Source organism: Cryobacterium sp. M91 (genome assembly GCF_002929615.1).
Taxonomy (GTDB): domain Bacteria; phylum Actinomycetota; class Actinomycetes; order Actinomycetales; family Microbacteriaceae; genus Cryobacterium; species Cryobacterium levicorallinum.
The window spans coordinates 1-25,091 of the sequence record NZ_PJJT01000060.1 but is presented as its reverse complement, the minus strand read 5'-3'; the positions used below and the strand labels follow the sequence as shown (position 1 = coordinate 25,091).

The 25,091-nt window shown below is 60.3% G+C and carries 21 protein-coding genes and 3 pseudogenes; 11 read left to right on the top strand and 13 right to left on the bottom strand.

Annotated elements, in window-relative coordinates:
• Nucleotides 1-414 precede the first annotated feature (414 nt).
• Together CXY80_RS01840 and CXY80_RS01835 are read left to right on the top strand one after the other, a co-directional pair.
• The gene (locus tag CXY80_RS01840) at nt 415-594 is read left to right on the top strand and encodes a hypothetical protein (RefSeq protein WP_104131388.1); all 180 of its coding nucleotides are present in this window, start codon (nt 415-417) and stop codon (nt 592-594) included.
• A 332-nt stretch (nt 595-926) separates the two neighbouring features.
• Complete coding sequence (locus CXY80_RS01835) at nt 927-2,705, top strand: molybdopterin-dependent oxidoreductase (RefSeq protein WP_199182208.1); 1,779 nt, start codon at nt 927-929, stop codon at nt 2,703-2,705.
• A 39-nt stretch (nt 2,706-2,744) separates the two neighbouring features.
• Here CXY80_RS01835 and CXY80_RS01830 read toward each other — a convergent pair whose 3' ends face one another.
• The 7 genes from CXY80_RS01830 to CXY80_RS01800 all read right to left on the bottom strand — a co-directional run bounded on the left by CXY80_RS01830 (nt 2,745) and on the right by CXY80_RS01800 (nt 7,924).
• Entirely contained in the window at nt 2,745-2,990 is a 246-nt protein-coding gene (locus CXY80_RS01830) for a hypothetical protein (RefSeq protein WP_104131386.1), read from the bottom strand.
• A 427-nt stretch (nt 2,991-3,417) separates the two neighbouring features.
• The gene (locus CXY80_RS01825) at nt 3,418-3,987 is read right to left on the bottom strand and encodes an IS3 family transposase (protein ID WP_158251525.1); all 570 of its coding nucleotides are present in this window, start codon (nt 3,985-3,987) and stop codon (nt 3,418-3,420) included.
• 362 nt (nt 3,988-4,349) lie between these two features.
• Nucleotides 4,350-4,667 (bottom strand): tyrosine-type recombinase/integrase, encoded by a 318-nt coding sequence (locus tag CXY80_RS20395; protein ID WP_199182207.1) that lies wholly within the window; start codon nt 4,665-4,667, stop codon nt 4,350-4,352.
• Nucleotides 4,664-5,359 (bottom strand): tyrosine-type recombinase/integrase, encoded by a 696-nt coding sequence (locus CXY80_RS01815; RefSeq protein WP_199182206.1) that lies wholly within the window; start codon nt 5,357-5,359, stop codon nt 4,664-4,666. The genes CXY80_RS20395 and CXY80_RS01815 overlap by 4 nt, the downstream gene beginning before the upstream one ends.
• Nucleotides 5,356-6,294: a tyrosine-type recombinase/integrase gene (locus CXY80_RS01810; RefSeq protein ID WP_104131383.1), complete on the bottom strand. Its 939-nt coding sequence runs from the start codon at nt 6,292-6,294 to the stop codon at nt 5,356-5,358. The genes CXY80_RS01815 and CXY80_RS01810 overlap by 4 nt, the downstream gene beginning before the upstream one ends.
• Nucleotides 6,291-7,538, bottom strand: coding sequence for a tyrosine-type recombinase/integrase (locus tag CXY80_RS01805; RefSeq protein WP_104131382.1), 1,248 nt, complete (start codon nt 7,536-7,538; stop codon nt 6,291-6,293). The genes CXY80_RS01810 and CXY80_RS01805 overlap by 4 nt, the downstream gene beginning before the upstream one ends.
• A gap of 95 nt (nt 7,539-7,633) precedes the next feature.
• The gene (locus CXY80_RS01800; protein WP_158251524.1) at nt 7,634-7,924 is read right to left on the bottom strand and encodes a transposase; all 291 of its coding nucleotides are present in this window, start codon (nt 7,922-7,924) and stop codon (nt 7,634-7,636) included.
• Nucleotides 7,925-8,369: 445 nt separating this feature from the next.
• Here CXY80_RS01800 and CXY80_RS01795 point away from each other — a divergent pair, with 445 nt between their 5' ends.
• The 5 genes from CXY80_RS01795 to CXY80_RS01775 all read left to right on the top strand — a co-directional run bounded on the left by CXY80_RS01795 (nt 8,370) and on the right by CXY80_RS01775 (nt 13,859).
• On the top strand, nt 8,370-9,764 hold the full coding sequence (locus CXY80_RS01795; RefSeq protein ID WP_104131380.1) for an IS1380 family transposase: 1,395 nt from the start codon (nt 8,370-8,372) through the stop codon (nt 9,762-9,764).
• A 580-nt stretch (nt 9,765-10,344) separates the two neighbouring features.
• Nucleotides 10,345-10,590 carry a hypothetical protein gene (locus CXY80_RS01790; RefSeq protein ID WP_104131379.1) on the top strand — a complete coding sequence of 82 codons (246 nt, stop codon included), beginning with the start codon at nt 10,345-10,347 and terminating at the stop codon, nt 10,588-10,590.
• A gap of 512 nt (nt 10,591-11,102) precedes the next feature.
• Nucleotides 11,103-11,873: a hypothetical protein gene (locus CXY80_RS19030; protein ID WP_158251523.1), complete on the top strand. Its 771-nt coding sequence runs from the start codon at nt 11,103-11,105 to the stop codon at nt 11,871-11,873.
• 205 nt (nt 11,874-12,078) lie between these two features.
• Nucleotides 12,079-13,254, top strand: coding sequence for an IS30 family transposase (locus CXY80_RS01780; RefSeq protein ID WP_104131377.1), 1,176 nt, complete (start codon nt 12,079-12,081; stop codon nt 13,252-13,254).
• 74 nt (nt 13,255-13,328) lie between these two features.
• Nucleotides 13,329-13,859 carry an IS30 family transposase gene (locus CXY80_RS01775; protein ID WP_158251522.1) on the top strand — a complete coding sequence of 177 codons (531 nt, stop codon included), beginning with the start codon at nt 13,329-13,331 and terminating at the stop codon, nt 13,857-13,859.
• Between the two features lie 243 nt (nt 13,860-14,102).
• On the opposite strand, the pseudogene CXY80_RS01770 reads toward CXY80_RS01775, so the two are convergent.
• Both CXY80_RS01770 and CXY80_RS01765 read right to left on the bottom strand, forming a co-directional pair.
• Nucleotides 14,103-14,995, bottom strand: a pseudogene (locus CXY80_RS01770) (SDR family oxidoreductase); the annotation flags it as partial.
• Between the two features lie 25 nt (nt 14,996-15,020).
• A complete protein-coding gene (locus tag CXY80_RS01765) occupies nt 15,021-15,821 on the bottom strand; it encodes an SDR family NAD(P)-dependent oxidoreductase (protein WP_104131375.1) in 801 nt (266 codons plus the stop codon).
• A gap of 75 nt (nt 15,822-15,896) precedes the next feature.
• Here CXY80_RS01765 and CXY80_RS01760 point away from each other — a divergent pair, with 75 nt between their 5' ends.
• Entirely contained in the window at nt 15,897-16,799 is a 903-nt protein-coding gene (locus CXY80_RS01760) for an SMP-30/gluconolactonase/LRE family protein (RefSeq protein WP_233194802.1), read from the top strand.
• On the opposite strand, the pseudogene CXY80_RS01755 reads toward CXY80_RS01760, so the two are convergent.
• Nucleotides 16,786-18,563 (bottom strand): annotated as a pseudogene (locus tag CXY80_RS01755) (glycoside hydrolase family 15 protein). The gene CXY80_RS01760 and the pseudogene CXY80_RS01755 overlap by 14 nt on opposite strands.
• 384 nt (nt 18,564-18,947) lie before the next feature.
• On the opposite strand from CXY80_RS01755, the gene CXY80_RS01750 reads away from it, so the two are divergent.
• Nucleotides 18,948-19,631 (top strand): recombinase family protein, encoded by a 684-nt coding sequence (locus CXY80_RS01750; RefSeq protein WP_104131374.1) that lies wholly within the window; start codon nt 18,948-18,950, stop codon nt 19,629-19,631.
• 145 nt (nt 19,632-19,776) lie between these two features.
• Here the strand turns inward: CXY80_RS01750 and CXY80_RS01745 are convergent, their stop codons facing one another.
• The 3 genes from CXY80_RS01745 to merA form a co-directional block, all read right to left on the bottom strand.
• Nucleotides 19,777-21,126, bottom strand: a complete 1,350-nt coding sequence (locus CXY80_RS01745; protein WP_104131373.1) for an NAD(P)/FAD-dependent oxidoreductase — start codon at nt 21,124-21,126, stop codon at nt 19,777-19,779.
• 104 nt (nt 21,127-21,230) lie between these two features.
• Nucleotides 21,231-21,893: an organomercurial lyase MerB gene (gene merB, locus CXY80_RS01740; RefSeq protein WP_104131372.1), complete on the bottom strand. Its 663-nt coding sequence runs from the start codon at nt 21,891-21,893 to the stop codon at nt 21,231-21,233.
• A 30-nt stretch (nt 21,894-21,923) separates the two neighbouring features.
• Nucleotides 21,924-23,381 (bottom strand): mercury(II) reductase, encoded by a 1,458-nt coding sequence (merA, locus tag CXY80_RS01735; protein ID WP_104131371.1) that lies wholly within the window; start codon nt 23,379-23,381, stop codon nt 21,924-21,926.
• 143 nt (nt 23,382-23,524) lie between these two features.
• Between merA and CXY80_RS01730 the strand changes: the two genes are divergently transcribed.
• Entirely contained in the window at nt 23,525-23,914 is a 390-nt protein-coding gene (locus CXY80_RS01730; RefSeq protein ID WP_104131370.1) for a heavy metal-responsive transcriptional regulator, read from the top strand.
• Between the two features lie 127 nt (nt 23,915-24,041).
• Nucleotides 24,042-24,991 (top strand): annotated as a pseudogene (locus CXY80_RS01725) (IS481 family transposase).
• Nucleotides 24,992-25,091: the final 100 nt, after the last annotated feature.

The following is a 25,091-nucleotide window of genomic DNA, read 5'->3' as shown; positions in this document are numbered from 1 at the left end:
AGCGCGTATCGCTTACAGCAGGTGCCCATCCGGCTAACTCCGCATATCTACGCACCAAACGTGATCGCATGGGACATCTCCTTCAACACACGCTCTGATCCCGATATACGAAACCCCGCCGGGCACACTCTCAACTGACCTGGCCGTGACCGCGCAATCATCGTTTGTCCACCCGGATGCTAGGGAGTGCCTCGAGGCGAAGCGAGCTGACGATGGTGGGTGGCGCGGAGATGTGCAGACCTGACGCTGCTGGAAGACCAACTTACGGCTCGTGATGGTCGGGTCGTTGCACACCGAAATTCGAGCACTTGAGCTGACGCAACGCTCGAAGCGCTCGGCAAGGTATCAGAGACATTTAAGATCGTGGAGTTGCCCAGGAATTCGTCTATGGATTCCCTTACCTGATGTACTGGGGTGAGTAACAGCTCGGTGCTGCGCAACCTCGAGCTCACCGTCATGATGCCGCTGCGCGTTCTTTGGCGTGATCGTCACGATGTCGGTCTGGCCTTGACAACGGCCGAGGTCCTCACTGGGCTGGAAAAAGCCTTTGCAGGCTATGAGGAAGAGACCGGAGACGCTTGGCGTCGACAGTAAGTCAGTTCAGGCCGGGATGAAGCCATTCCACCCGGTCGTGGATGGACGTTAGTTCAGCAGAGCGAAGGGGGCGCACCCGTGAGTGCGGCCCCTTCCGCAACATGTGGGATCGATCTCGGTTCGCAGGGGTGGTGGAGGCCGGTCAGTCTTATTTAGCTTCGGTATAAAACTAGCTTCGACGGTGATCGACTCCCATGTAGCCGGATATCGGCAGAGTTTGGCCGCTTCCGTGTCCATGTCCACGTCCATGTCCATGTCGGGGACAATCATCGACGTGCGGGCAGATCCCGTCAATCTGGTGCTGGCAGTTTAGCGGTTGCTAAGCTCACGACATGACGCCCGGACTGGAAGAGCAGAATGTTCCCGCCCCCGATCGTGGGCCGGGGGGGATGCGAAGCTTCCGTTCGGAGCTTGACAGCACGCACTACACCGCGGTCGACGAACACTGGGCAGGCGGTCTCCCAGCCCAGTACGGTGTCGCTCCGCGGGTGCGAATTGGTAAGAGCAAGTGGTTCAACCTGTTGTGGTTGATTCCGATCGGCTTGGTGCTCTTGGTCATCGGCATCGCGGTAGCGAAGGGGATACGCGAGCTCCCTGCCGTGCAGGATTTCATTCAGCAGTATCCTGGCGAGTCTGAGCTTCCGGAGAACGCACCGGTGGGTTTCCCTGCATGGCTGGGCTGGCAGCACTTCCTGAATGCTTTTCTGATGATCTTCATCATCCGTTCCGGCGTCACAATCATCGCCGATCACCCGCGTTTGTACTGGTCCAGACACTCCACACCGGGTAAAGACTGGTTGCGTATGCAGAAGCCGGTGCCGAGTGATCCGCTGTATACGTCGAAGCAGGAATCGATCACCTTGCCGGACGGCGTCGGCTTGCCAGGGCGTCGTCACTCCATCGGGCTCGCCCGCTGGTGGCACCTCGGCGTTGACACGTTGTGGTTACTCAACGGAATCGTGTTCTACGTTCTGATCTTCGTCACCGGCCAGTGGATGCGCTTGGTCCCCATGAGTTGGGACGTCATCCCGCATTCCATTTCGGTCGCAATCCAATATCTGTCGCTAGATTGGCCGACGGAAAACGGCTGGGTCAACTACAACGGTCTGCAACTGATCGCCTACTTCATCACCGTGTTCATCGTCGCTCCGGCCGCTCTCATCACCGGGCTCGGGATGTCACCGGCGTTGTCGACCAAATTCCGGACCATCAGTTCGGTCTTCAGTATCCAGGTCGCACGATCACTCCATTTCTTGGTGCTCGTCTGGTTCGCCATGTTCATCATCATCCACGTGACCCTCGTGCTGACCACCGACGCCCTCCGCAACCTCAACCACATGTACGCGTCACGGGACGACAGCTCCTGGGTCGGGTTTTTGATCTTCGCCGCCTCGATGGTGGTCATCATCATCGGCTGGGTGGCGGCGACACCGTTCACGTACCGGCATCCGCGTGTGGTGCAGAAGGTGGGGTATGCGCTGATCGGTCCCGCGCAGCGGTTGTTCGAGCACATCGATTCGAAGCCGGGTCAGTACACGGAGAAAGATATCTCTCCCTATTTCTGGCATAACGGTAAATACCCGGAATCGGAGGAGTACAAGAAGCTCCAAGCTGGCACCTTCACGGATTACAAGCTGCAAATCGGTGGGCTCGTTGATAATCCGGTGGAGTTGGACCTTGAGCAATTACGGGCGCTGTCACACCACGAGCAAATCACGCAGCACTTTTGCATTCAGGGCTGGTCGGGTGTCGCGAAGTGGGGCGGCGTCTCAATGCAGACCATTCTTGACATCGCGAAGCCGAAGCCGGAAGCGAAGTGGGTGATTTTTTACTCCTTTGCGGTCGGTCCTGATGGTGGGATTTACTACGACGCTCAACCGATCGAGCAGATGAGTTACAAACTGACCATGCTGGCCTATGACATGAATGATGAAACGCTGTCGTTCGGTCACGGTGCTCCGCTGCGGTTGCGCAACGAGGTGCAGCTCGGTTTCAAGCTGGTCAAGTGGATTAAGGGCATCGAATTCGTCGAAGACTTCTCCGAGGTCGGCGGTGGTCTGGGTGGGTACGACAACGACCATGAGTTCTTCGGCTATCGGCAATCCATCTGACATCCCACGCACTAACCGACAGGTTGAAACAACTTACGATTAGAAGTCGGCTAGCCACAGGTCAGGGCCGAAGACTTCGTATTGGATGTCTTTTGCGGGTATGCCGCGGGCGATTAGCGCGCTGCGGACGGATTGCATGAAGACCAGCGGCCCGCACAGGTAGTATTCGGCGTCCGTGGTCAGTTCGATGGTGCTGACGTCTATGAATCCGGCGAGTTCGCCGTCGATAGTCTGCGTGGATTTCGTGGGTTCCACATACCAGGTGATCAGGGATGCGTCGGGCATTTTTGCCAAGTCTTCCCTGATTTGGTTCCGCAAGACAAAGGTGTTTGCTGAGTTGTCGGCGGGAGAAAAGCCACCTTTCGTTGGCTACCGGTCTTCACAAGGTGGGAGAGCATGCCCGCCATGGGCGTGACGCCGATTCCAGCGCTGGCGAGAACCACCGGTCGGCCGGTGAACTCCAGGACCACATCGCCGAACGGAGCACTCAGCACCACCTCATCACCGATTTGGCGGCTGCTGTGTAGCAGGTTGGACACCTCCCAGTCGGGGGTCTTCAGACCATGAAGTGGCCTTGACCCCGGAGAGTGGACACGGGTTAAGCGGCGAGTTGGATCTCTGCGGCCTGGGACGAGTATTGTATCTCGAAGTCCACCGGAGTGACATGCCCGATCGAGGAGTGCCGCCGGCGGCGGTTGTAGCGGTCTTCGATCTACGCCGCGACGTCGCGGATCGCGCGCGCCCGGGTGGGCCAGATACGACGGTAGTAAAACTCTGTTTTCAAGGACGCGAAGAAACTCTCGGCCATGGCATTGTCCCAGCAGATCCCGGTGTATCCCATCGACCGGGTGATCCCGTGCTTGGCGGCGAAGAGAGTGATCTGCTCCGACGCGCACTGGGTACCATGGTCCGAGTGAAAGATCACCGTCGCCGGTCGGTCTCCGCGCAGCACCATGGCCATCGTGAGGGCGTCCTGGATGAGGTCGGTGCGCATGTGGTCGGCGATGGCCCACCCAATGACGCGGCGGCTGTGGGCGTCGATGACGGTCGCCAAATACACCCACCCCTCCCAGGTCCTCAGGTAGGTGGTATCGCCCACCCAGACCTGGTTCAGCGCCCCGGTATCCCACTTCCGTTTCACCGCGTCGACCGGGTAAGCGTCAGCGTGATCGATGATCGTGGTCGTCTTCCATTTCTTCGGACAAATGCCCGTCAAACCCAGTCGTCGCATGGTCACGGCGACGGTCTTGCGAGAGATGATCTCCGCGCGGAGATCAGCCAAGATCCGCGGGGCCCATAGACCTCGTCGGAATCACCGTGGAAGAAGGTGACCTTCTGCTCGATAGGCACCCGCCGAAGCGACGCCGGCGACGGCGGCCGGCCAACCCAGGCGTAGTAGCCCGACCGGGAAACCTCGAGGAGACGGACCATGCGGGTGATGGTGAAGTTGGTCTTCTCCGCCAGCATCAGTTCGAACGCTTGCCGTTCGTATCCGACGCTTCCTGGGCGAAGAAGATGGACGCTTTTTTCAAGTTATGCCGATATCGGCATAATCTAAATTATTCTGATGTTCGGATTATGCCGATGTTTGCCTGAAGGCCCTGATCAATGACGTGCGACGGTCATGAAGTTCGGCATAATCCATCACAGGTTTTCGAAGAATTCTAGGATCGCATCGGGTGGAATGTAACGGCCGGGCACTGTCTCGGGTGGTGCGGTGCGGTCCAGGGCTCGCTGTTTGATGCTGAGGTCGGCGTGTAGGTAGGCGCTGGTTGAGTCGATGGATTCGTGGCCGAGCCAGAGCGAGATGCTGGCGACGTCGATGCCGGCCGCGAGCATACGCATCGCGGTGGTGTGCCGAAGAACGTGTGGCGTGATGGTCTTGTCGACCAGGGTGGGGCAGGTTAGCGCAGCCGCTGTTGCGTGAATGCGGAGTCGCTGCTCAACGGCGTCGACGGTCATCGGCCGTCGGCCGTCGGCCGTCGGGTGCCTTGCGCAGTGAAGACGGGTTGTGAGGGGTCAGGATTTCGGTTTTCTCGTCCCCAGGCCAGCAGATCTCGGCAGGTGTCTGGGTTCAGCGGAGTGACGCGGTCTTTACGCCCTTTCCCGTGGCAGACCGTGTGCGCCGGACGGGAAAGCTGCAGGTCGGCCCAGGTTAGGGATGTGAGTTCGGAGACGCGCAACCCCGTCGTGATCAGAGTCAGCATGATCAGCCGGTCGCGGCGGCCGACCCACCGGCTTGAAGGTGGGGTGCGGAGCAGCACGTCGACTTCTGAGTCAGAGAGGTAATTGATCAGGGGGCGGGCGGTGTTCTTGGGTGCAATGGCCAGCACGCGCGCGACCAGGTCTGCGTGCTCTGGATGGAGGAAGGCGGCGTAGTGGAAGAGGGCGTGGATGGCGGCCAATCGGGCATTTCTGGTCGGGACGCTGTTGTGACGGTCGGTTTCCAGATGGGCGAGAAAAGCGGTGATTGTCTCAGCACTCAAATCGGCGAAATCGATGCCGACCGGCTGTCGATTCTCCTGGGCGTTGAGGTAGGTCAGCAGGAGTCGCCAGGTGTCCCGGTAGGCGGCGATGGTGTGCCTGCTGGCCGATTTCTGGCCGGTCAAATACGTGGTGAAGAATGATTGCAGGGTGGGGGCGAGGAGAGTCATGAGTTCATCTCTTTTGAAAGTTGTGCGGCCTCGACTCGTTCTGAGACCACAGTGAGTAGTTCGGGGCTGGCACTCAAGTACCAATAGGTGCTGGCCGGGCTGACGTGGCCGAGGTAGGTCGCCAAGACTGCGACCTGGGCGTCAACGTCGATCCCTTGCCGATACGCCTGCAGCAATGTCGTCGTCGCGAAGGTGTGACGAAAATCGTGTAGGCGAGGCGCGGGGATTCCTGGCTGGGCTACCAGGTTCAATGAAGTCGCCACCGACCGGAAGGCTTTCTGGATGCTCTGGGTTGCGGGCCGGGTCCCGATGAAGGTGAGAAAGAATGGGGCGCCATCGCGGGCCACGACTAGTTCGCGACTGTGCCGGAGGTATTCCCGTAGCGCCGTGACCGTACTGGGCAGGATTGGCAGGAGTCGTGTCTTTCCGTATTTTCCCGTGACCGTAATAAGCGCGTTCATCAGATCGATGTCGTTGAGGTCCAAGGCCACGATCTCCCCGACGCGCATGCCAGTAGTCGCCATCAGCCCGATCACCGTTTGGAGCGTCAAGCCGCGAAGCTGAGGAGACAGCGTCAACGCGGCGGTCATCAATGCCAAGGTCTGGTCGGGGGCATAGAGATAGGGAATGGCGTGCACGACCTTCGATGGGACGAGGCCCATCGGGATGATCTGTGCCAGAGCCGGGTCCTGCGCATGGACGTAGCCAGCGAAACCCCGGATGACGCTCAACCGAAATGCCCGCCACCTTGCTGCAGCATCAACAGGTAGAACCGCCCACCGAACGGCCGATTCAACGGTCAGGCTCTCGCCGCCGGTCTCGTCGAGCCAGGCCAGGAATTGGCTGATCAACGGCTCGTGACTTTTCAATGTTGCGCCGAGGAGACGGCGAAGCCGCAGGTAGTCCTCTTGATACTGCAGCAGCACGACAGTCATGTGATCGGCGCCTTCCCTGTCGGCGCCGTTGCAACCGATGCGGTTGCAACGGGCCAGTCTCGGGCGACCCCGGCGAGGGCTTGCAGGTCAACGCGAGCGTAGATGACCGTCGTCGCCGGGTTGACGTGACGCAGCAACTGGGCGGCTTCCGTCAGGGTGCCTCCGGCTGCGAGCACCCCGGTCGCGGCACTGTGGCGCAGCTGGTGGGCACCCACCGGCACGCCGTTCCCGGTGCGGGCGCTCAACCGGTTGATGATGGAGCCGACGGCGGAACGCCCCAATGGGGCGTGAGGAGCCCGGGCCTGCAGAAAGACGTGGCGGTGCGCAGATGCTGGGCGTTCACGTTCCAGATAATCCACGATCGCGGATCCGACATCGACGGGCACGGGCATCTCATCAAGCGCCGCCCCTTTCCCATGAACGACGATTGTTCCCGTCCGCCAGCGCAAATCATCGAGCTGCAGTTCGGCAACTTCCCGGCACCGCAGGGCGAGCCGAGACAGCACCAAAACAATCGCCCGGTCACGATACGGGGTCACCGGGCCTATCGCGGACTGGGCGACCAACGACTGAACGATCTCCCGGGTGACGGCTTTGGGCAGCGAGCCGAAAGCCGAATAGGTAGCCGGCCCAATCCCCTCGGCCAAGGACTCTGGCAGGATTCCGTTCAGGAACAGCCACTTCGACAATGCCCGTAACGCCGTCACCGCTACCCGAATCGAACCCCGCGACTGTGTCGCGCCTCGATTGAGCAGGAAGCCGGTGATCTCGTGGATCGTCAGGGAACTCAAATCATCGTTTGTCCGATCGAAATGCCACTGTAGAAATGGTCTGGCCTGATTCAGATAGTTATCCACCGTCGTGGGCCGGAGCCCGCGTTCATCGGCCAGATACGAGCCGAAGAGGCCCAAAGTGCGATCCCAAGCGAGCGCCGTCGCCTCAGCACCGGAGCCGTAGGAGAAGCCAGCTCCTTTGAAAAAGAGGAGAAAGGCGGACGACGATCGTGGCGTTCTGTAATTCTTGTGGGTCGATCGTCGCTCTCGGAAGAACTCCTCGACGACAATCGTCGTCAAGCCCTCGACGGCGAGATTTCGGCCCACCATCCAGCGCGAGAGGCACGCAATAAGTTGCAGCTGCTGCGCCGCACTCCCCGGAAAATACCCAGCGGCATTCAGCCTGTCTCGAAATCCCGGCACCAGAACCACCAACGGGCCCTCGACGAGCACATATTCAGGATCGCTCATGATCCTTGTCCTTCCTCATAGATGAGGACAAGTATCAAATGGCCAGCTGGATTATGCCGAGGTTTACTGCCATCGCACCCCCCTGATCAGGACTTTCAGGCAAACATCGGCATAATCCGAACATCAGAATAATTCAAGAACGCCCTGTCCATCTTCAGGTCCGCGTTTTCTTTGCGTAGCCGCAGCAGCTCGGCCCGTTCAGACCCCGTCACCTCGGTCTGCCCGGTCTCGTTGCGAGCCTTTAATGCGCTCACCCACCGGCCCAGTGTGGCCTCGTTGACACCGAGCTCGCGGGCGACGGTCGCGACCGCTCTGCCGGTGGTGATGACCAGCTTCACGACCTCGTCTTTGTAGTCAGGGGTGAAGTCCCGACGTGATCTTGCCATAGTGAACATTCTCTCTTGTGAGGTGTCCACTCGATGGGGTCAGGGCCAGTCATTCCCATCGTGTATTTGGCACGAGCAGGCTATGCCGCAGCGCCGCGAATGAAACCTGCCAAGTGGCGGCGAGATCAGCAATCACGTCCGCCAAGATGGTTTGCATAGCGTGAGTGCCTTGAGCGGGATCGCTGAGATCGCGAAGGGTAAGACTGTCGCCCAGCTGAGGGCATGATGTACGTAATCATGAGTACGTCCTTGTGTTGGAGAGGTGAGGAGGACAACCAACCCCTTGAAACGATCCGACGCTACAATCTAGGCGCGTGCGACTAAGCCTCGATCCACCGGTCGAGTTGAGGTTGTAGCGGCGCGTTAAACCGAGAGTGCCTGTCGGATCAGGAAAAATAGAACTTACTTAGGGTTCAATTCGACCGCTCCGAGAGGCACCTCGTAGATGCAACTTTTCCATACTTCCAACCGCTTGTCAGCCACCTTCGACGACACAAATCTCGTGTCGGCCGCAGGCCTCGTCCCTGCACTGGCGTTGGCGGTGAAAACCGGTCTTGGGGAGCTCGCCGACGCACGGCTGACCCTGCCCGGATACTTCGGAGCGAACGCCGGGTTGAAAGTCACCGCGTTGGTCGCGGGAATGCTCGCCGGTGCCGACTCGATTGACGACATGGCGCTGCTGAGGCACGGCGGCATGAAGAAACTCTTCGTCGGAACCTACGCCCCGTCGACGCTGGGATCGTTCCTCCGAGCGTTCACGTTTGGTCACGTCCGTCAGCTCGACGCCGTCGCCTGGCGGTGGCTGGTCAACGTCGCCGCCCACACGCCAATCGTCGCGGGAATCGACGACTATGCCCTGGTCGATATCGACGACACCATCAAAGAAGTCCACGGCTACCAGAAGCAAGGCTCCGACTACGGTTACTCCGGAGTCCGCGGGCTGAACGCCTTGATCGGTATCGTCTCCACGCCGAAGGCGGCGCCGATCATCATCGGGTCCCGGCTGCGCAAAGGATCAACGGGTTCTCCCCGCGGCGCGGGCAAGTTCGTCGGCGACGTCCTCGCCACAGTGAAACGCCTCCGCAGCACAACGGCGACCGGCATCATGCTGCTGCGCGCTGATAGCGCGTTCTATGGACACGCTGTCGTCGCCGCCGCGCACCGCGCCGGGGCGAAAGTGTCCGTCACTGCCCGGATGGACCCCGCCGTCAAACGCGCCATCGCCACGATCGGCACCGACCAGTGGACCACGATCAACTACACCGACGCGATCCGAGATGAGGAAAGCGGCGCCTGGATTTCGTCCGCCGAGGTCGCCGAAGTCACCTTCACCGCGTTCAGTTCACGCAAGAAATCCGAACGCATCGAAGGCCGTTTGGTCGTGCGACGGATCCCCGAATTGAACCAGAAAGCGAGCGAAGGACAACCGACCCTCTTCGACACGCACCGCTTTCACGCGTTCTTCACGACCAGCACGCTGGACACCGTCACGGCCGATCAAACCCATCGCCAGCATGCGATCATCGAGCAGATCAATGCCGACCTCAAGGACAGCGCGTTGGCCCATCTGCCCTCCGGTGTCTTCACGGCCAACGCGGCCTGGCTCGTGCTGGCCACGATCGCGTTCAACCTCTCCCGCGCCGTTGGTTCAGTAGCCGGCGCAGATCTGGGCAAAGCGCGCAGCGGCACCATCCGCCGCAAACTCATCAACATCCCGGCCCGCATCTCCACTTCGGCCCGAAAGATCACCCTGCACCTTCCAGCAAACTGGCCATGGGAAACCGGGTGGACAGCCGCATTTGCGGCGGCCTGCGGCCCGCCGCAAACCGCCACCACCTGACCAGCAGCCACTCGGCGCCCAAGGACCACGGAACATCACCGGCAGCAAGGCCGGCACCCTCGCCACGCCCGCAACCAAACTCCCACTCAGATTTCAGCGACGCCGCTCACTCAAGGCGGACCGGTGGATCGAGGCTAAGCCCCGGGGACCGGTATCCGGTCGAGGGCTCGTAAATCACAGCACAATGCGCATACCAACAGCAGAGGGACAATCCAGCAAAGACCAGTCGTTGCTGGGCCCTTGCCCCCTATGGTCCCGATCAACGTTCGGCTTCCAGGCGGTATCTTTATACCAGTTTGAGGTGGAGAATGGAGCTGTAGTGATCGCGTTCGTGCCCGTCTGGCGAACGCCAGGGTAGCTGAGGGATATCGGCGTCATCATCGGCGGTCTTTCTGAGCTCACGATCGATTTCTCAATCCCTATCATCGCCGTAGAAGAGGACCCATCGCACTGATCAGCTGTAACTTCGAGGATTACCGTGGCTCTTTCACACGCTGATGAACGTCCATGGCTAGACCGCTTAGTCGTTGACGGACTCAAACCCAAGGCTCGTGACATATCCGATGAAGAGAAGGTAATAATGACCGACGACAGCGGTACCCAAGACCAACCGATTCAAAACCAACACTCCCAACCGGATGACGCCAAGGCGGCAGGGATCCTGGTGCAGGAGGAATCTGACCTGGCGGGTCATGACGAAGCGCACGTTTTAAGCGCTCTACGTCAGCGCTTTACTGCTATCGGAATGCACATCAGCGAAGACACCGTTCAAGGTCATGCGCACCGCATCGCCAGCCTCAAACCGAATAACTTCTCAAAAAAATAAACAAATATCCAAAGATGGCGATCAAAAACACAAAGACATAAGCTATCGCCCTGTAAGCGAAGCCGGGACAGAAGCCAAGCAGACTCAATCCTTTTCACCACCGATCGATGCGGACGCCGCGGACCACGTCAACGTCGCCGCAGGAACTGGATGATCCCGGAGATGTCGATGTAAATGTGGACTAAACGGACATCAAACTGCCTCCGTATGGTGACACCGAGCCATCATACTGAACCCGCTCCCCCGGTGCGTTGTCAATAGGGCCGCGTCAGCGAACAGTGGCTCCCAATTCACTGACCTGGGCCGAGGTACACGACCCCAGCTCGCGCGGTCGCACCACGCAGAGCGGGACCCCGCGAGCATATGCCGCCTTCGGCGCCCACAGAGGGTGTCTTCTACGGAGCCGGGCAGAGCCGTCGATGGCTCGAACGAGCAGTACAGACGAGTTACGTGTGGTGCTCTTTGGCGGCCTGCTGTGATCTCTAGGCGACGCGTCGAACTAAGTCTGCGAGATGAGAGAGAGAGAGAGAGAGAGAGAGAGAGAGAGAGAGAGAGAGAGAGAGAGAGAGAGAGAGAGAGAGAGAGAGAGAGAGAGAGAGAGAGAGAGAGAGAGAGAGAGAGAGAGAGAGAGAGAGAGAGAGAGAGAGAGAGAGAGAGAGAGAGAGAGAGAGAGAGAGAGAGAGAGAGAGAGAGAGAGAGAGAGAGAGAGAGAGAGAGAGAGAGAGAGAGAGAGAGAGAGAGAGAGAGAGAGAGAGAGAGAGAGAGAGAGAGAGAGAGAGAGAGAGAGAGAGAGAGAGAGAGAGAGAGAGAGAGAGAGAGAGAGAGAGAGAGAGAGAGAGAGAGAGAGAGAGAGAGAGAGAGAGAGAGAGAGAGAGAGAGAGAGAGAGAGAGAGAGAGAGAGAGAGAGAGAGAGAGAGAGAGAGAGAGAGAGAGAGAGAGAGAGAGAGAGAGAGAGAGAGAGAGAGAGAGAGAGAGAGAGAGAGAGAGAGAGAGAGAGAGAGAGAGAGAGAGAGAGAGAGAGAGAGAGAGAGAGAGAGAGAGAGAGAGAGAGAGAGAGAGAGAGAGAGAGAGAGAGAGAGAGAGAGAGAGAGAGAGAGAGAGAGAGAGAGAGAGAGAGAGAGAGAGAGACCCAACGTCCTATATCCCACGGGATGTGCCTGTTTGCTTTACCAGTGTTAACGCCGACTGAAAATAGGGCCATAAACGCCACTTGGGTTCTAGTGATCGTTGCAACACTCACTACTTCCCGGAGTTGCAACGACCATGACTACGACACCAATTGATCCGCCACTGAAGCATCCGTATCGAGCAGCGGAGAAGGCTTTGTTCTTGGCCGCTTTCGACCGTCTCGAGAGCGTTGGGGAAGCTGCCCGAGAGCTGGGCTTGCACCCGTTGGTGGGTTATCGATGGATGGTTGAGGCTGGCGTCAACCCTCGGCGACGTGGGCTTCAACGACGTGCTGAGTTTGACCGGCTCCGCGCCTCAGGAATGTCCCGTAATGACGCCGCACGGCACGTCGGCGTGCACATTCGAACCGCCATTGACTGGGACAACGGGATGCGCAGGTCTAATGGGCTCCGCCTCGACCAAGATGGCCGCATCATGGGTTACAACAAGGATGTGACCACACTCAACAGCCGGCACACGCGCCTGGCGGCCATCGACCAACAGCTCGATCCGCGCTACCTGTCGCTGACCGAGAGAGAACACATACGCGATCTCAAGGCCACGGGGGCATCGATCAGATTCATCGCCCGAGCCCTCCAGCGATCACCATCGACGATCAGCCGGGAACTGCGCCGGAACTGCTCGAACCCGGGCACCTACGAGCCCTACGCTGCACATCGCACCGCCGCCGGCCGGCGGCCCCGCCCCAAAGGCTCGAAGCTGAAGTACCGGGAGCCGCTGCGCGACTTCGTGATGGAGAAACTGCGCATTCACTGGTCACCGGAGCAGATCTGCCACGCTTTGGTCAAGGAACATCCAACCGATGAGGAGATGCGCGTGTCACCGGAGACGATCTACCAGGCGCTCTACGTGCAGGCTCGAGGTGGGCTAAAGAAGGAGGTGCAGGCGGCGCTGCGCACCGGGCGGGCACGACGTAAATCCCACAACACCGGTCAAGCCCGGCGAAACAGGTTCTCAGATCCGATGGTCATGATCTCCAACCGCCCTCCCGAGATCGAGGACCGCGCCGTATCGGGGCATTGGGAGGGCGATCTCATCACGGGGGCATTGAATCAGTCCGCGATCGCGACGTTGGTTGAACGCACCACTCGCTACGTGATGCTCGTGCACCTGCCCGAGAACCACAGTGCCGAAGCCGTCCACGACGGCCTTGTGGCCACGATCAAGACCCTCCCGGCGCACTTGCGGGGGTCGCTGACCTGGGACCAAGGCTCAGAAATGGCCACCCATAAATCCTTCACGACGGCCACGGCTATGCCGGTGTATTTCTGCGACCCCGCCAGCCCCTGGCAGCGTGGCTCGAACGAGAACACCAACGGGCTCCTACGGCAGTACTTCCCGAAAAGCACCGACCTCTCGGCCTATGGGCTGGCAGACCTCGAGCAGGTTGCCCAAGAGCTCAACGCGCGGCCGCGCAAAACCCGCGGCTGGGATACTCCTGCGGAGCGGTTTCGTGATCTACTAATCAATACTTGACCACCCGCATTGTTGCGACGACCACTTGAAACCGCCGCGATACTGGCCCTATTTTCAGTCGGCGTTAACAGCTGTTGAGTGAACAGCCCGCCGAAGCCAACGACCGAGTGATTCCCGGGCATTGGGAGGGCAATCTCATCGTTGGCTCGGCGTCAGGATCCGCGACCGCGACCCTCATTAAACGCACGACCCGATTCGTCGTCTTAGTCCACCTGCCCAACGGCCATAGCGCCACCGCGCTCCATGATGCGCTCATCGGCGCCCTCAACCTCATGCCCCTGATGCTGCAGCGGTCATTGACCTGGGACCAGAGAACCGAACTGGCGCCGCACGTTGAGATCACGAAAGCGACGGGCGTTCCCATCTTCTTCTGCGATCCGCACTCGCCCTGGCAACGCGGCACGAACGAGAACACCAACGATCCGCTGCGCCAGTACTTCCCCAAAGGCACCGATTTGAACGCGCACAGCGCCCAACGCCTCCTCGAAATCGCCACCGAACTCAACGAACGGCCCCGCAAAACCCTCAACCAGAGCACCCCAGCCGACCTGCTCAGCACGCTAACCTCGAAGAAAGAAATAACCCGCGTTGCTTCCACCCCCTAAGACCGCCGTCGGACGCTGGGGAACGTTATGCACGATCCCAGTCGAACCTCTCTGAAAAGCTGCCGTTGCCAGAACATCGGATCTGTGGAAAACCTGCACCTGACCTTTAGTACCAGGGTGTTCCTCGCAGGATCTGAACGCTCATCAGTCGTGGGTCTCGTTTTCGAGAGCCGAAGCTGACGTAGATACGCGGCTGATTAGCTGATCTATCCCCGATTGAACCGCTGCGCCCGATACTTTCTCAGGTGTCGGCATTCCTCCGTTGACGTTGAGTGTTTCTCCGATGACGAAACTGGATTCTCCGGAGGCGAGGAATACATAGACGGGCGCGAGTTCGGCTGGTTGTCCGGAGCGGCCGAGCGGGTTGTCCTTGCCGTACTCGGGCAGTTTCTCGGGCGGATATCCCTGCGTCACTTGTAACGCCGTCCAGGTGGGGCCGGGAGCCACTGCGTTGACGCGGATGCCGCGAGGCGCGAGTTGCTGCGCGAGCGCCTTTGAAAAGTTGTTGATGGCGCCTTTCGTGGTCGCATAGTCGAGAAGAAACGGTAGCTGGTGGTAGGCCTCCAAGGATGCCGTGGCGATGATGGTCGAGCCGGGCTTCATATGCGGTACGGCTGCCTTAACGATCCAGAACATCGCGAACACATTCGTGTGCATGGTGTCCTCGAATTGCTCGTCACTGATGTCTTCCAGTTTTTCGACGAACACCTGTTTCCGGCGTTGCTCACGACGATGTCCAGGCCACCCAGCCCGGTGACGGCGGCTTCGACCAGTTCCCGGCAGTAATTTTTGTCTTTTAGGTCGCCAGGGAATGCGACAGCAGTACGGCCGGCCTCTTTGATCAGGCCGACGATGTGGCGAGCATCCTCTTCCTCTTCCGGCAGATAGGAGATCGCAACATCGGCGCCCTCCCGGGCGAATGCGATGGCGACTGCACCGCCGATTCCGGAGTCTCCACCAGTGATGAGGGCTTTGCGTCCGGTAAGTCGCCCGGAGCCGCGGTAACTTGTCTCTCCGAGGTCTGGCACCGGGTCCATGTTCGCTTGGATGCCCGGCTCTGGCTGCTGCTGTATAGGCGGAGAAATGGAGGGGTAACGTGTGCGCGGATCCGTGAGGGAGTATTGGTCGGTCGCCATGATGTTCCTTTCGTGGGGCGGGGCTTTAGATCGTGGCTACAGAGCCGGAGTCGACGCGGTAATTCGCTCCGTTGACGAAGCTGGCGAGATCCGAGCAAAGGAACGCGACCACGCTGGCCACTTCGTCCGGTGTGCCGCGGCGCTTTAGCTCTATAGATGGGCGCTTTTCATCGAGGAATGTGGTGATCGCATCCGGAATCGAAATACCAAGCTTGTGTGCCCGTTTCTTCATCATCGCGTCCGTCATCGGGGTATGGATGAACGCCGGTGACACACAGTTGACCAGCAACCCTTCCAAGGCGTAGCTGCGAGACAAGCCTTTGGCAAGCGCGAGGACGCCGGCTTTCGCCGAGCAGTACGGCAGCTCGTCGTCGTATGGTTGCACCCCGTCCTCTGACGCCACAAACACGAGCCGGCCCCAGTCGTCTTTGCGAAGCGACGGCAGGAAGGCGCTGACGAGCCGCACCGGGCCCATCAGATCGACGAGGAGCGTTTCCATCCAGCCCTCGTCCGTCAGCTCATGGAAGAGGCCTTGCGCGCCGGTAATACCTGCTGACTGCACCGAGATATCGATGTCGCCGACCGCGTCAAGCACCCTGTCTCGAAGGGTCGTGATCGAGTCGACACTGGTGATATCGGCAGTGAATGCGTACAGCTGATTCGGTTTCGCGTTCAGCTGCTCGGCCGCCGCATCCAGTTTGTCCTGGTACTGATCGGTGATGACTACCGTGACGCCTTCGGCCAGTAGCTGGCGAGCGGTGTGCCAGCCGATCCCCGAATCGCCGCCGGATACGAGCGCTGTTTTTCCCTTAATACCAAGATCCATGATTTCACCGTACGCCGCGCACCCAACAATTTTCTATTTCTTGACATCGCCGCTCAACAATGCTGTGGTGGAGAAGTGCGCAATGCCGTTGGAGACCCGGAGGTATTCAGGAGCACCGGCGCGATCTTGGGGGAAAGCCTCATCTGGGATGCTCGTGGGGACCATCCCGCAATGCTCTGGTGCGACATCACCGCGGGGCTCATCCACCGAAGTCCGCCGTGCATGCCCGCCGACGGCTCGGCTGATGACACGATCACGCTGCCTCCGCCTGTGGCCTCATTTTCCGTTGCAGAAATAGGAGGATGCCCGGGTTTCATCGTGTCGCTCGAAGATCGAGTCGTCGTGACGGATTCCTCGGGTCATTTGATCCGAACAGTCGCAGAGATCCATCACAGTCGCCTTGGCCTCCGGCTCAATGAAGGAAAGGTTGATCCAGCGGGCCGGTGGATCACTGGGTCGATGAACCTTATCAATGACGATCCGGTCGGCGCGTTCTACTCGGTTTCCGGCGATGGGGACGTGCGTCTGCTTCGGGGCGGTATCGGTGTCGCGAACGGGCTGGAATGGTCCCTGGACGATCGTCGCATCTTCTTTACAGACACGAGTGTCGGCACGATCTACACGGGCGCGTACAGCGCGAACGGCGACATCACGGATGTGAATGTGTTCACCCGCGGCGCACCGCACGACGGCCTCACGATCGATACGGACGGTAACTTCTGGGGCGCGCTGTACGGAGGCGGCAAGGTCGTGCGCTACAACTCGAATGGCACCGAGCTCTCCGCCATCGATATACCGGCACCGAACCTCACCTCTGTTGCATTTGGCGGCGCCGACCTCTCCACGCTGTATGTAGCGAGCGCGCGCGAAAACCTGACGCAAGCACAGTTAGAGGCGTATTCGCTGTCCGGTAGCGTATTTGCGATCCAAACGGACACTCAAGGACGCCAACCCACTCCATTCTTCAGTCGCGGGTGAGCTCCTCGATTGTGATTGCGGCATTGACGAGTGCGAGGTGACTCAGCCCTTGTGGCAGGTTACCTAGAAAGGCCTTGTCGCTCGGATCGAGAATCTCCGAATAGAGACCCACATCGTTTGCCAACTCAATGAGCTCGTCCATGAGCACGACGACTCGTCATTGCGACCGACGCATGCGAGTGCGGATGCCAACCAGAACGAGCAGGCAACAAAGGCTCCCTCCCCGTGGATGGCCCCGGTGTAGCGATAAGTGAGTGGACCATCGCCAAGTTCCGTACGAATTGCGTCTATCGTCGACGACATCCGCGAACTGCGGTCGAACCCGCTGGCCGCGTGGAGGAGTACGGACGCATCCAGATCGTCGCTGCCCGCCCAGGCCATGAAGCTTTTCCGCGCTTCGGACCAGCAGTTCTCGCGTACCCACGCTGCGATGAGTTCGGATTCGGATCGCCAGTGTGTGGGGTTTCCCGGGATCTGGCCCATCTCGCAGAGGCGCGTCGCGTCGGTGAGGGCCTGCCAGCATCCCATCTTCGACGAGGTGTAGTGGCGCTGCTCGGTGAGTTCCCATATCCCGGAGTCCGACTGTCGCCAGATGTCCGCCACGTGGTCGGCGAGTGAAGTCAGCAGTAAGCCCGTACCCACATCGAGCACATTTCCGGCCTCGACATACACACGCATGACGTTGAACAGGTCACCGTATACCCCGAGCTGCAGCTGGTTGGCTGCGCGATTACCGATGGTGACCGGCCCAATTCCACGCCACCCCGGCACGTCAAGGGTTTCAACATCGCCGGGAACAGCGCCGTCCAGTGTGTAAAGAATGTGCAACTCCGGGCCGCACTCCCTGATCGCACGAAGCAGCCATGCGACCGCCGCATGGGTCTCCTCGCGAAGACCGAAACGAACGAGAGAACGCACCGTATACGCCGTATCCCGCACCCACGCGAAGCGGTAGTCCCAGTTCTTGCCGCCACAGAGGTTCTCGGGAAGCGACGTCGTCGGCGCCGCCGCAATCGCTCCCGTCGGGCTGTAGATCAGTAGTTTGAGAGCCAGAGTACTGCGCTGGACAGCGTCCGCCCATGGCCCGTCGTAGTTGAAGTCACGCGACCACAATTGCCAGCTCTCGATCGTGCGGTCCACACTCTCGTCAGTCAACTCCGGCACCGGCACATGAACCGGTTCGTTCGCGGTACCCGCAACCGTGATGAGGTGGCGGGACTTCGCCGCCGTCGTAAAGCTTCCGGCCAGTGCGCGGCTGCCACCCCCGCGCGGTCCATGCGCCAGTCCGCGCACCGCAAGCGTCACGCTACCAACGCGGATAACCTTTCCGTGAATCGTCGTGTCGACCCATGGCGATGCAGTCGAAAGGCACGTACCGGGAGTAACGCGCCATCGGAAACGCACAGCACCACGGATGCCATCGACACGCCTCGCCAGCTCCACCCACGGAAGTCGACCGGCAAATTCGCTAACGAGAGCATCCGTGACTCGGGCGACACCCGCATCCGTCATGAAGGTGGTCTCCAGCACATTGGTTCCGGGAACATACCGGCGCGTGACGGTGAAGGTCCCCGCTGGCGCGAGCTCAATGCTGCCGCCCTCTCGTGCGTCCAGCAGCCGCGCAAACACAGGGGTAGAGTCGAGCGCCGGTATGGGAAGCCAATCGATGCCGCCATCCAGTGCGACCAACGCCACCGTGCGTCCGTCACCGATCGCAGCGTACGAGCGTAAATCCGTATAGCCATCCTGGCGTTGAATGCTCATTCGCCTCCCACTCGTCGACGACATCCGCGAACTGAACCGCCTCGAGCTTAGCCTCGATGCACCGATGGTGATCGTTGAGCTGCCGCGAGCATTTCGGACAGCGGAATTAATGGATTCTTCTACGCTATCAATGCGGGCTGTTAATAATCATAGTGGACGTCATTAGACCGGCGATAACCCAGTGCGGAAGCGTCTTAGGCAGCAACCATTCTTGACTCTGGCTGTCTTACAACCCTAGGGATATAAGACGTCTCATTGTCGTGATCTGCGCTTCCTCAAAATCGTCGGAATCTGGCGGCTCGGCGCGTCTTATAACTACGTCCCATAACCAACCGCTCTATTTGCGGTACACACCGTTAGTTATGAGACACCCCAGGAGCAGAATTGACGAAACTGATCGGCTACGCTCGCGTATCCACGCGACAGCAGTCCACCGACCAGCAACAGATCGACATCCTCGCCGCTGGCATCCGGCGTGACGACCTCTACGTCGACCACGGCATCTCCGGTGCTCGAGCATCACGGCCCCAGTTCGACCGTGCGCTCGACGCACTCCAAGACGGCGACACTCTCGTCATCACGACCCTGGACCGATTGGGCCGGTCAACGCAGAACATGCTCGCTTTCGCTGAAGAGCTCCACGGCCGCGGCGCCGGCCTTCGCGTACTCAACCTCGGCGGCGGTGATGTCGATACAGCAACACCGATGGGCTCCATGCTGTTCACAATCATGGCGGCGCTCGGGCAGATGGAACACGAAATCAAGCGAGAGCGTGTTGTTGACTCCATCAACAAACGCCGCGAAGCCGGTAAGGATTTAGGCGGCCGCCCGCGGCTCATCACCGACAGCCAAATCCGCAACGCCCGTCGACTCATCGACGCCGGAGAGATAGCGACAACGGTTGCCCGCGACCTTGGAATGTCTCGAGCCACGTTCTATCGCCGAACAAAAACGCTTGTGTTGCGTCGACTCTCAGAATCCGTCCTCCTTCACCGGGCATTTTCTCGGACGGGTCTTACGGGACGATCGCCCTCTCGGCACCGCAGGGAACCGAGTAAACGACGATGATTCGAAGATGCCCCGGTCACCGTCCGGCTTGCGGGTTCGCAGTGGAGGCTTATTCGCGCGAACGGCACCGTGCTATCCGAGCGGCCTTGCGCGAGCGTTCAGGCGCCCGGGAACGGCAGCACTTCGGATCGTCCGGCGATAGTAGCTAGATGTCCAGTTCCTCAAGCGCTGCTTGGTAGGCCTCATTGTAGGTGGGGAATTGGGCGACTTGGTCGCGCAGGATTTCGATTGGGATCTGTGTGCGGATGGCGAGGGAAGCATGATGTATCCACTCGCCGGCCATTGGCCCCACAGCCCAAGCGCCAATGAGAGTCTTGCTGTCGGTGTCGGCGAGGAGTCCGAGGAATCCGCGAGGGTCTTGTTCGTAGGTCCAGGGGCGAGCGATGGCGCTGGCAAGGTCAAGCTCCGTTGTGACGGTCCGCAAACCGTGCTGGTCGGCCTGTTCTTTTGTGAGCCCTGCGGCCGCAATTTCGGGATCTCCAAACACGACGCGGGGAATGCCGCCGTAGGACGCGGCGTGCGGTTTGCCAAGAATGGCATCTGCTGCGATCCGTCCCTGATATTTAGCCACGTGGGTGAAGGGCATTATGCCGGTGACGTCTCCGATCGCCCACACGTTCTCGGCCGCCCGACAGTATTCGTCCACCTGCACCTGCCCGTGATCGCCCAGAGCGACACCAGCGTTTTCGAAGCCGAGGTTCCTGGTACGAGGGGTGCGTCCGGTTGCGAAAATGACAACGTCGGCCGCCACCTCCGTGCCGTCGTCAAGTTCAATCACGCTCTGGTCGCCGGTTCGGTGGGCCCGGCGGGCGGTCACGCCCAGACGGATATCGATTCCGGACTCCGTCAGGTACTTATGGGTCAGCTCCCCGACCCTGGGCTCTTCGCGTTCCAGGAGCCGGTCGCCGCGGTGGACGAGTGTGACTTTCACTCCGAAGCGGGAGAAGAAGGTGCTCGTCTCGGTCCCGACGGCGCTACCGCCGATGATCACCGCACTCTTCGGCAGGGTCTTGGTTGTGTACGTTTCTCGGTTCGTCCACGCGGTGATCTGATCGAGACCTTCGAGTTCGGGGATGACCGCCTCCGAGCCGGTCGCGATAATGATGTGCTCTGCGGTCAGTTCGCGGTCCTCGACGTGGATCCGGCCGGGGCCCGTGATCCGGCCTTCGCCCTTAATTACGACGGCACCGTGGCGGGCATACCCGTCGACTTGTGCGCGGTCGTCGAGATTCCGGATCATGTAATCGCGGTACTTACTGGCCTCAGACCAGTCCAGTTCCGCGCCGGATACCCCGGCTGCACGTTGGACTTCCGTGCGGGCTTCAGCTGGCCGCAATAGCGTCTTGGACGGGATGCAGGCCCAGTAGGCGCATTCACCGCCGATCAATTCCCGCTCGATGACCGCGACCTTCTTACCGGCCTTGAGCAGGCGGCTTGCGGCCACCTCCCCGCCGGGCCCCATGCCTAACACCGCAACATCAAAATGTTCGCTCATAATTTTTTTTTCCTTAATCTCAAATGTCTATATCAGGTTCTGCTCGTGGAGCTCTAACGGAGACTTCAGTGGATTGGTGGCGGTGCCAGTGTGGCACTGCGGTCTTAGCAGCAGCCGTGCGCCCCGTTGTCAGGGTGGGCGGACCGCTGCGGTGTCGTCTCTGTGAGCATTGTTTCGGCAATGGAGGTACCGAGCCGGTAGGCCTCGTCGACGGGTATCACGGAGCCGCCGGGGTGGCTGTCAAGCCAAGGCTGGGCTTCTTCAGGGGATGCGAAGAAGTGGACCTGGTTACAGAACGCCGACCGCACCGAGCTCATGTCTTCCGGATTGATCAGCGAGACCACAGCCGTGGCGGGCTCAACGCTGGTCACCCCGGAGGCGTCAACGCTGACCCGAACCGGAATTCCCGTTGCCCCGTAGGCCGATTCGATTCTCGCGGACGTTCCGAGGGCGGCTGGCAAGATCAGGGTATCCAGGGCGCACCATGTGAAGAGCTGTTCACCGTTGACCTCGAGGCGGTGCGGGGTGGACCGAAGAGTCAGGCCCTGCCCGATAATGCGACCGGACCCGTCGTACTCCGTATCGGGCACGGCTGCCAGAGCACGGTGAACGTCTTCGGCGGGCCGGCCGGACGCAGCTACCAAGTCGGCAATGTCTACTGCGTCGCCCTCGGCCAGCAGCTTCATGAGCGGCAGCCAAAGCCATGTTTCGAGTCCTGCATCGCCGGAGGTGAGTCGTTCGGTGACCTGATGGGTTTCATTCGTCATGATGAGCGTTTCTCTTGTGAGGTGAGGTGGTTAGGCGGCGCAGCAGGAGAGCTTGGAGACGTCCGTGTTGTAGGACTGGCAGGCGATCTTGATGCCTTCGGCCATGGTCAGGTAGGGGCTCCACATGGTGGCGACTTGGTCGACGGTCATCCCGGCTTCCAGGATGTAGACGCCGGCCGCGGCGAGATCACCGGCGTCTTTGGCGACGGCAGTGATCCCCACGATCCGCCGTGTCTGAGCGTCGGCGACGATCTTGATGAAGCCGCGAGTATCCCGGTTGACTAGGGCCCGGGGGACGTATTCCAGCGGCAATACCCGGCACTCACACCGGATGCCGGCCGCATTGGCTTCCTTGTCGGTCATACCTACCGCGGCCAGAGCGGGGCTGGTGAAGGTGACTCGGGGGAGGTGACGGTAGTCGACCACCCGTCCGGTATCGGTGAACGCGTTGTCCACCGCCAGGGATCCGTGGGAGGCGGCCACATACACGAACTGCGGGTGTCCGGTCACGTCCCCGGCACCCCAGATTCGCGGGTTCGAGCTGGCCAACATGCTGTTGACCACGATTTCGCCCTTTTCTCCCACGTTGACGCCGACCGCGCCCAGGTTCAGGCCGTCCGTCACGGGGCGTCGCCCTGTGGCGACGAGCAGTTTGCTGGCACGGAACTCTTCCCGTCCGCCTCCTGTCGTGGCCACAGCGACAACCTCGCCTGTGAACTCATCGAGGTGCACGGCGGACACGGTGGCCCGGCGGATGACCCGCATACCCTCGTCCGCGAAGACGCTCATCAGGGTGCGGGAGGCTTCGGGCTCCTCCGCCGAAGCCAGCCGGGAGCGGACCAGCATTGTCACCGTGGAGCCCAGTCGTGAGAAAAGCTGCGCCTGTTCCAACGCGGCGTATCCACCGCCCAGGACCAGCAGCGACTCGGGCACCTCGTCAAGTTCCATGGCCGTCGTGGACGTCAGATAGCCCACCTCTTCCAGGCCCTCCATCGGAGGCGCCCACGGGGTCGACCCGGTTGCCACCAGGTAGTGGGCGGCGCGCACGGTTTCTACGGACCCATCGAAACCGGTGACTTCCAACACCGGCTCATCGGCAGACCCCGCGAACACGGCAGTGCCTTGGCGCAGCTCCCAGCCGTACTCACCGATCAGGTCCGCGTACTTACCGGTGCGCATCGTCTCCACCAGAGAACGCTTGCCACCAATCAGCTCCGACATATTGACTGCGTCAGCGGAGGTAGAGATCCCCGGGAACCGTCCGGAATCCAGTGCGACGTGGCGCGCGTCGGCCGCCGCTAGCAGGGCTTTAGACGGAACGCAGCCCGTGTTCACGCAGGTCCCACCGACGGTCCCGCGCTCAATCATCACCACCCGCTTACCCAAATTCGTCGCTCGAATGGCGGCAGCGAACGCGCCCCCGCCGGAACCAATGATCGCCAAGTCAAAATCAGACGCTGCTGTTTCAGACGTTGTTGCTTCAGACATGAATCCTCCGGAAAAGCTGTGGACGCCCGAACCTGTCTTGGACAAGAACGTGCATGATTTTTGGTACTGGGCCTAGTCTGCACCTTCCCCTACACTGGAAGGTCAAGAAAGAAAGTGTTCGCCGTTCGGATGAGAGGTACTTAGTGCGCATTGGTGAAGCGGCCGCGGCCGTTGGCATGACGACCAAAACCCTAAGGTTTTACGAGGACCGGGGACTGCTACCCGCCGCCCAACGAGCGGCCAACGGGTACCGGTCCTATGGGGACGAAACAATCACGCGTCTAGATTTCATCCGCCGGAGTCGGGGCGCGGGGCTGACCCTGGCCCAAATCAGTGACATCTTGCACATCCGGGACGCCGGCCAAGCTCCCTGCACGCATGTGAGCGACCTTCTGGCCAAGCAACTGACGGATCTGGACTGGCAGATCGCCGAGCTGGTCGCCCTCAGATCCACCGTCGCCCGATTCCATGACACCGCCGCCGCCGCCGATCCTGCCACGTGCGACTCCGAACGAATCTGCACCTACCTCTGAAACGTTCCGAGCCAGACGCTAGGTGTTGTTCCCACTTAGGTTGTGTGCAGCGTGGCTGATCTAAAAAGGTGAGGACCTCCGGTATCGATATGGGTTACGACACTCATTCGATGCTACGGAGGTCCTCATGTCTTACGTTACCCATGCGAATGCCCCGCTGACGCCGGAAGGGCGTCTCAAACTCGCTCAGCTCGTCGTTGACGGCGGCTGGGCCCAAGCCCGCGTCGCTGAACGCCTTCAGGTGTCCCGCGCCACCGTGTCCAAATGGGTCACCCGATACCGCGCCCACGCGGCCGCGACGGACTCGTGGACCATTCGTCCCGCCCACTTCGTTCGCCGTTGCAGACAGCCCAGCGCACCGAGCGGCGCATCGTCGCCCTGCGGTTCACGAGGCGGTGGGGACCACACCGCATCGGCTATCTGTCAGCGCTCGTTGAAAAGTAGGCCAGTTTCGCTCTTCGAAAAGTAGACCACCCACCACGATTGGATGGGTGATTACAGTGCAGGATTGGACAGAGATTCGGCATCTTCACGTCAGTGAGGGCTTGTCGGTGCGGGCGATTGCGAAGCAGTTGGGTTTGTCTCGGGCACCGCACCCTCGGCCGGCAGGCCGGAACGAGGAACCGGTCCGGGATCGGCCACTCATTCCTGCACTCCGCGATCGATGACCACTCCCGGTTGGTCTACTCGGAGATCCTCACCAACGAGAAGAAGGAAACCGCGGCCGGGTTCTGGACACGCACCAACGCGTTCTACGCCTCCCACTGCATCACCGTGCTCCGGGTCCTGACCGACAACGGCTCCTGCTACCGGTCACGGTTCTTCAACGACACCCTCGGCGACATCGCCCACAAATTCACGCGCCCCTACCGGCCGCAGACCAACGGGAAGATTGAGCGTTTCCACCGCACCCTCGCCGCAGAGTGGGCCTACGCCCGCCACTACAACTCAGACCACGCACGCGCGAACACCTACCAGGACTGGATCCACAGCTACAATCACCACAGACCCCATACCGGCATCGGCGGCAAATCACCCATCAACCGCGTTCACAACGTCAATGGGAACAACAACTAGCGGAATGAGTCGGCACGGTACTGCTCGGCCGTCGCTAGTGTTCAGGAGCACTCAGGAAATAAAATCAGCCTCCCTATTCGGGTGCGACGGCGGTCACCTT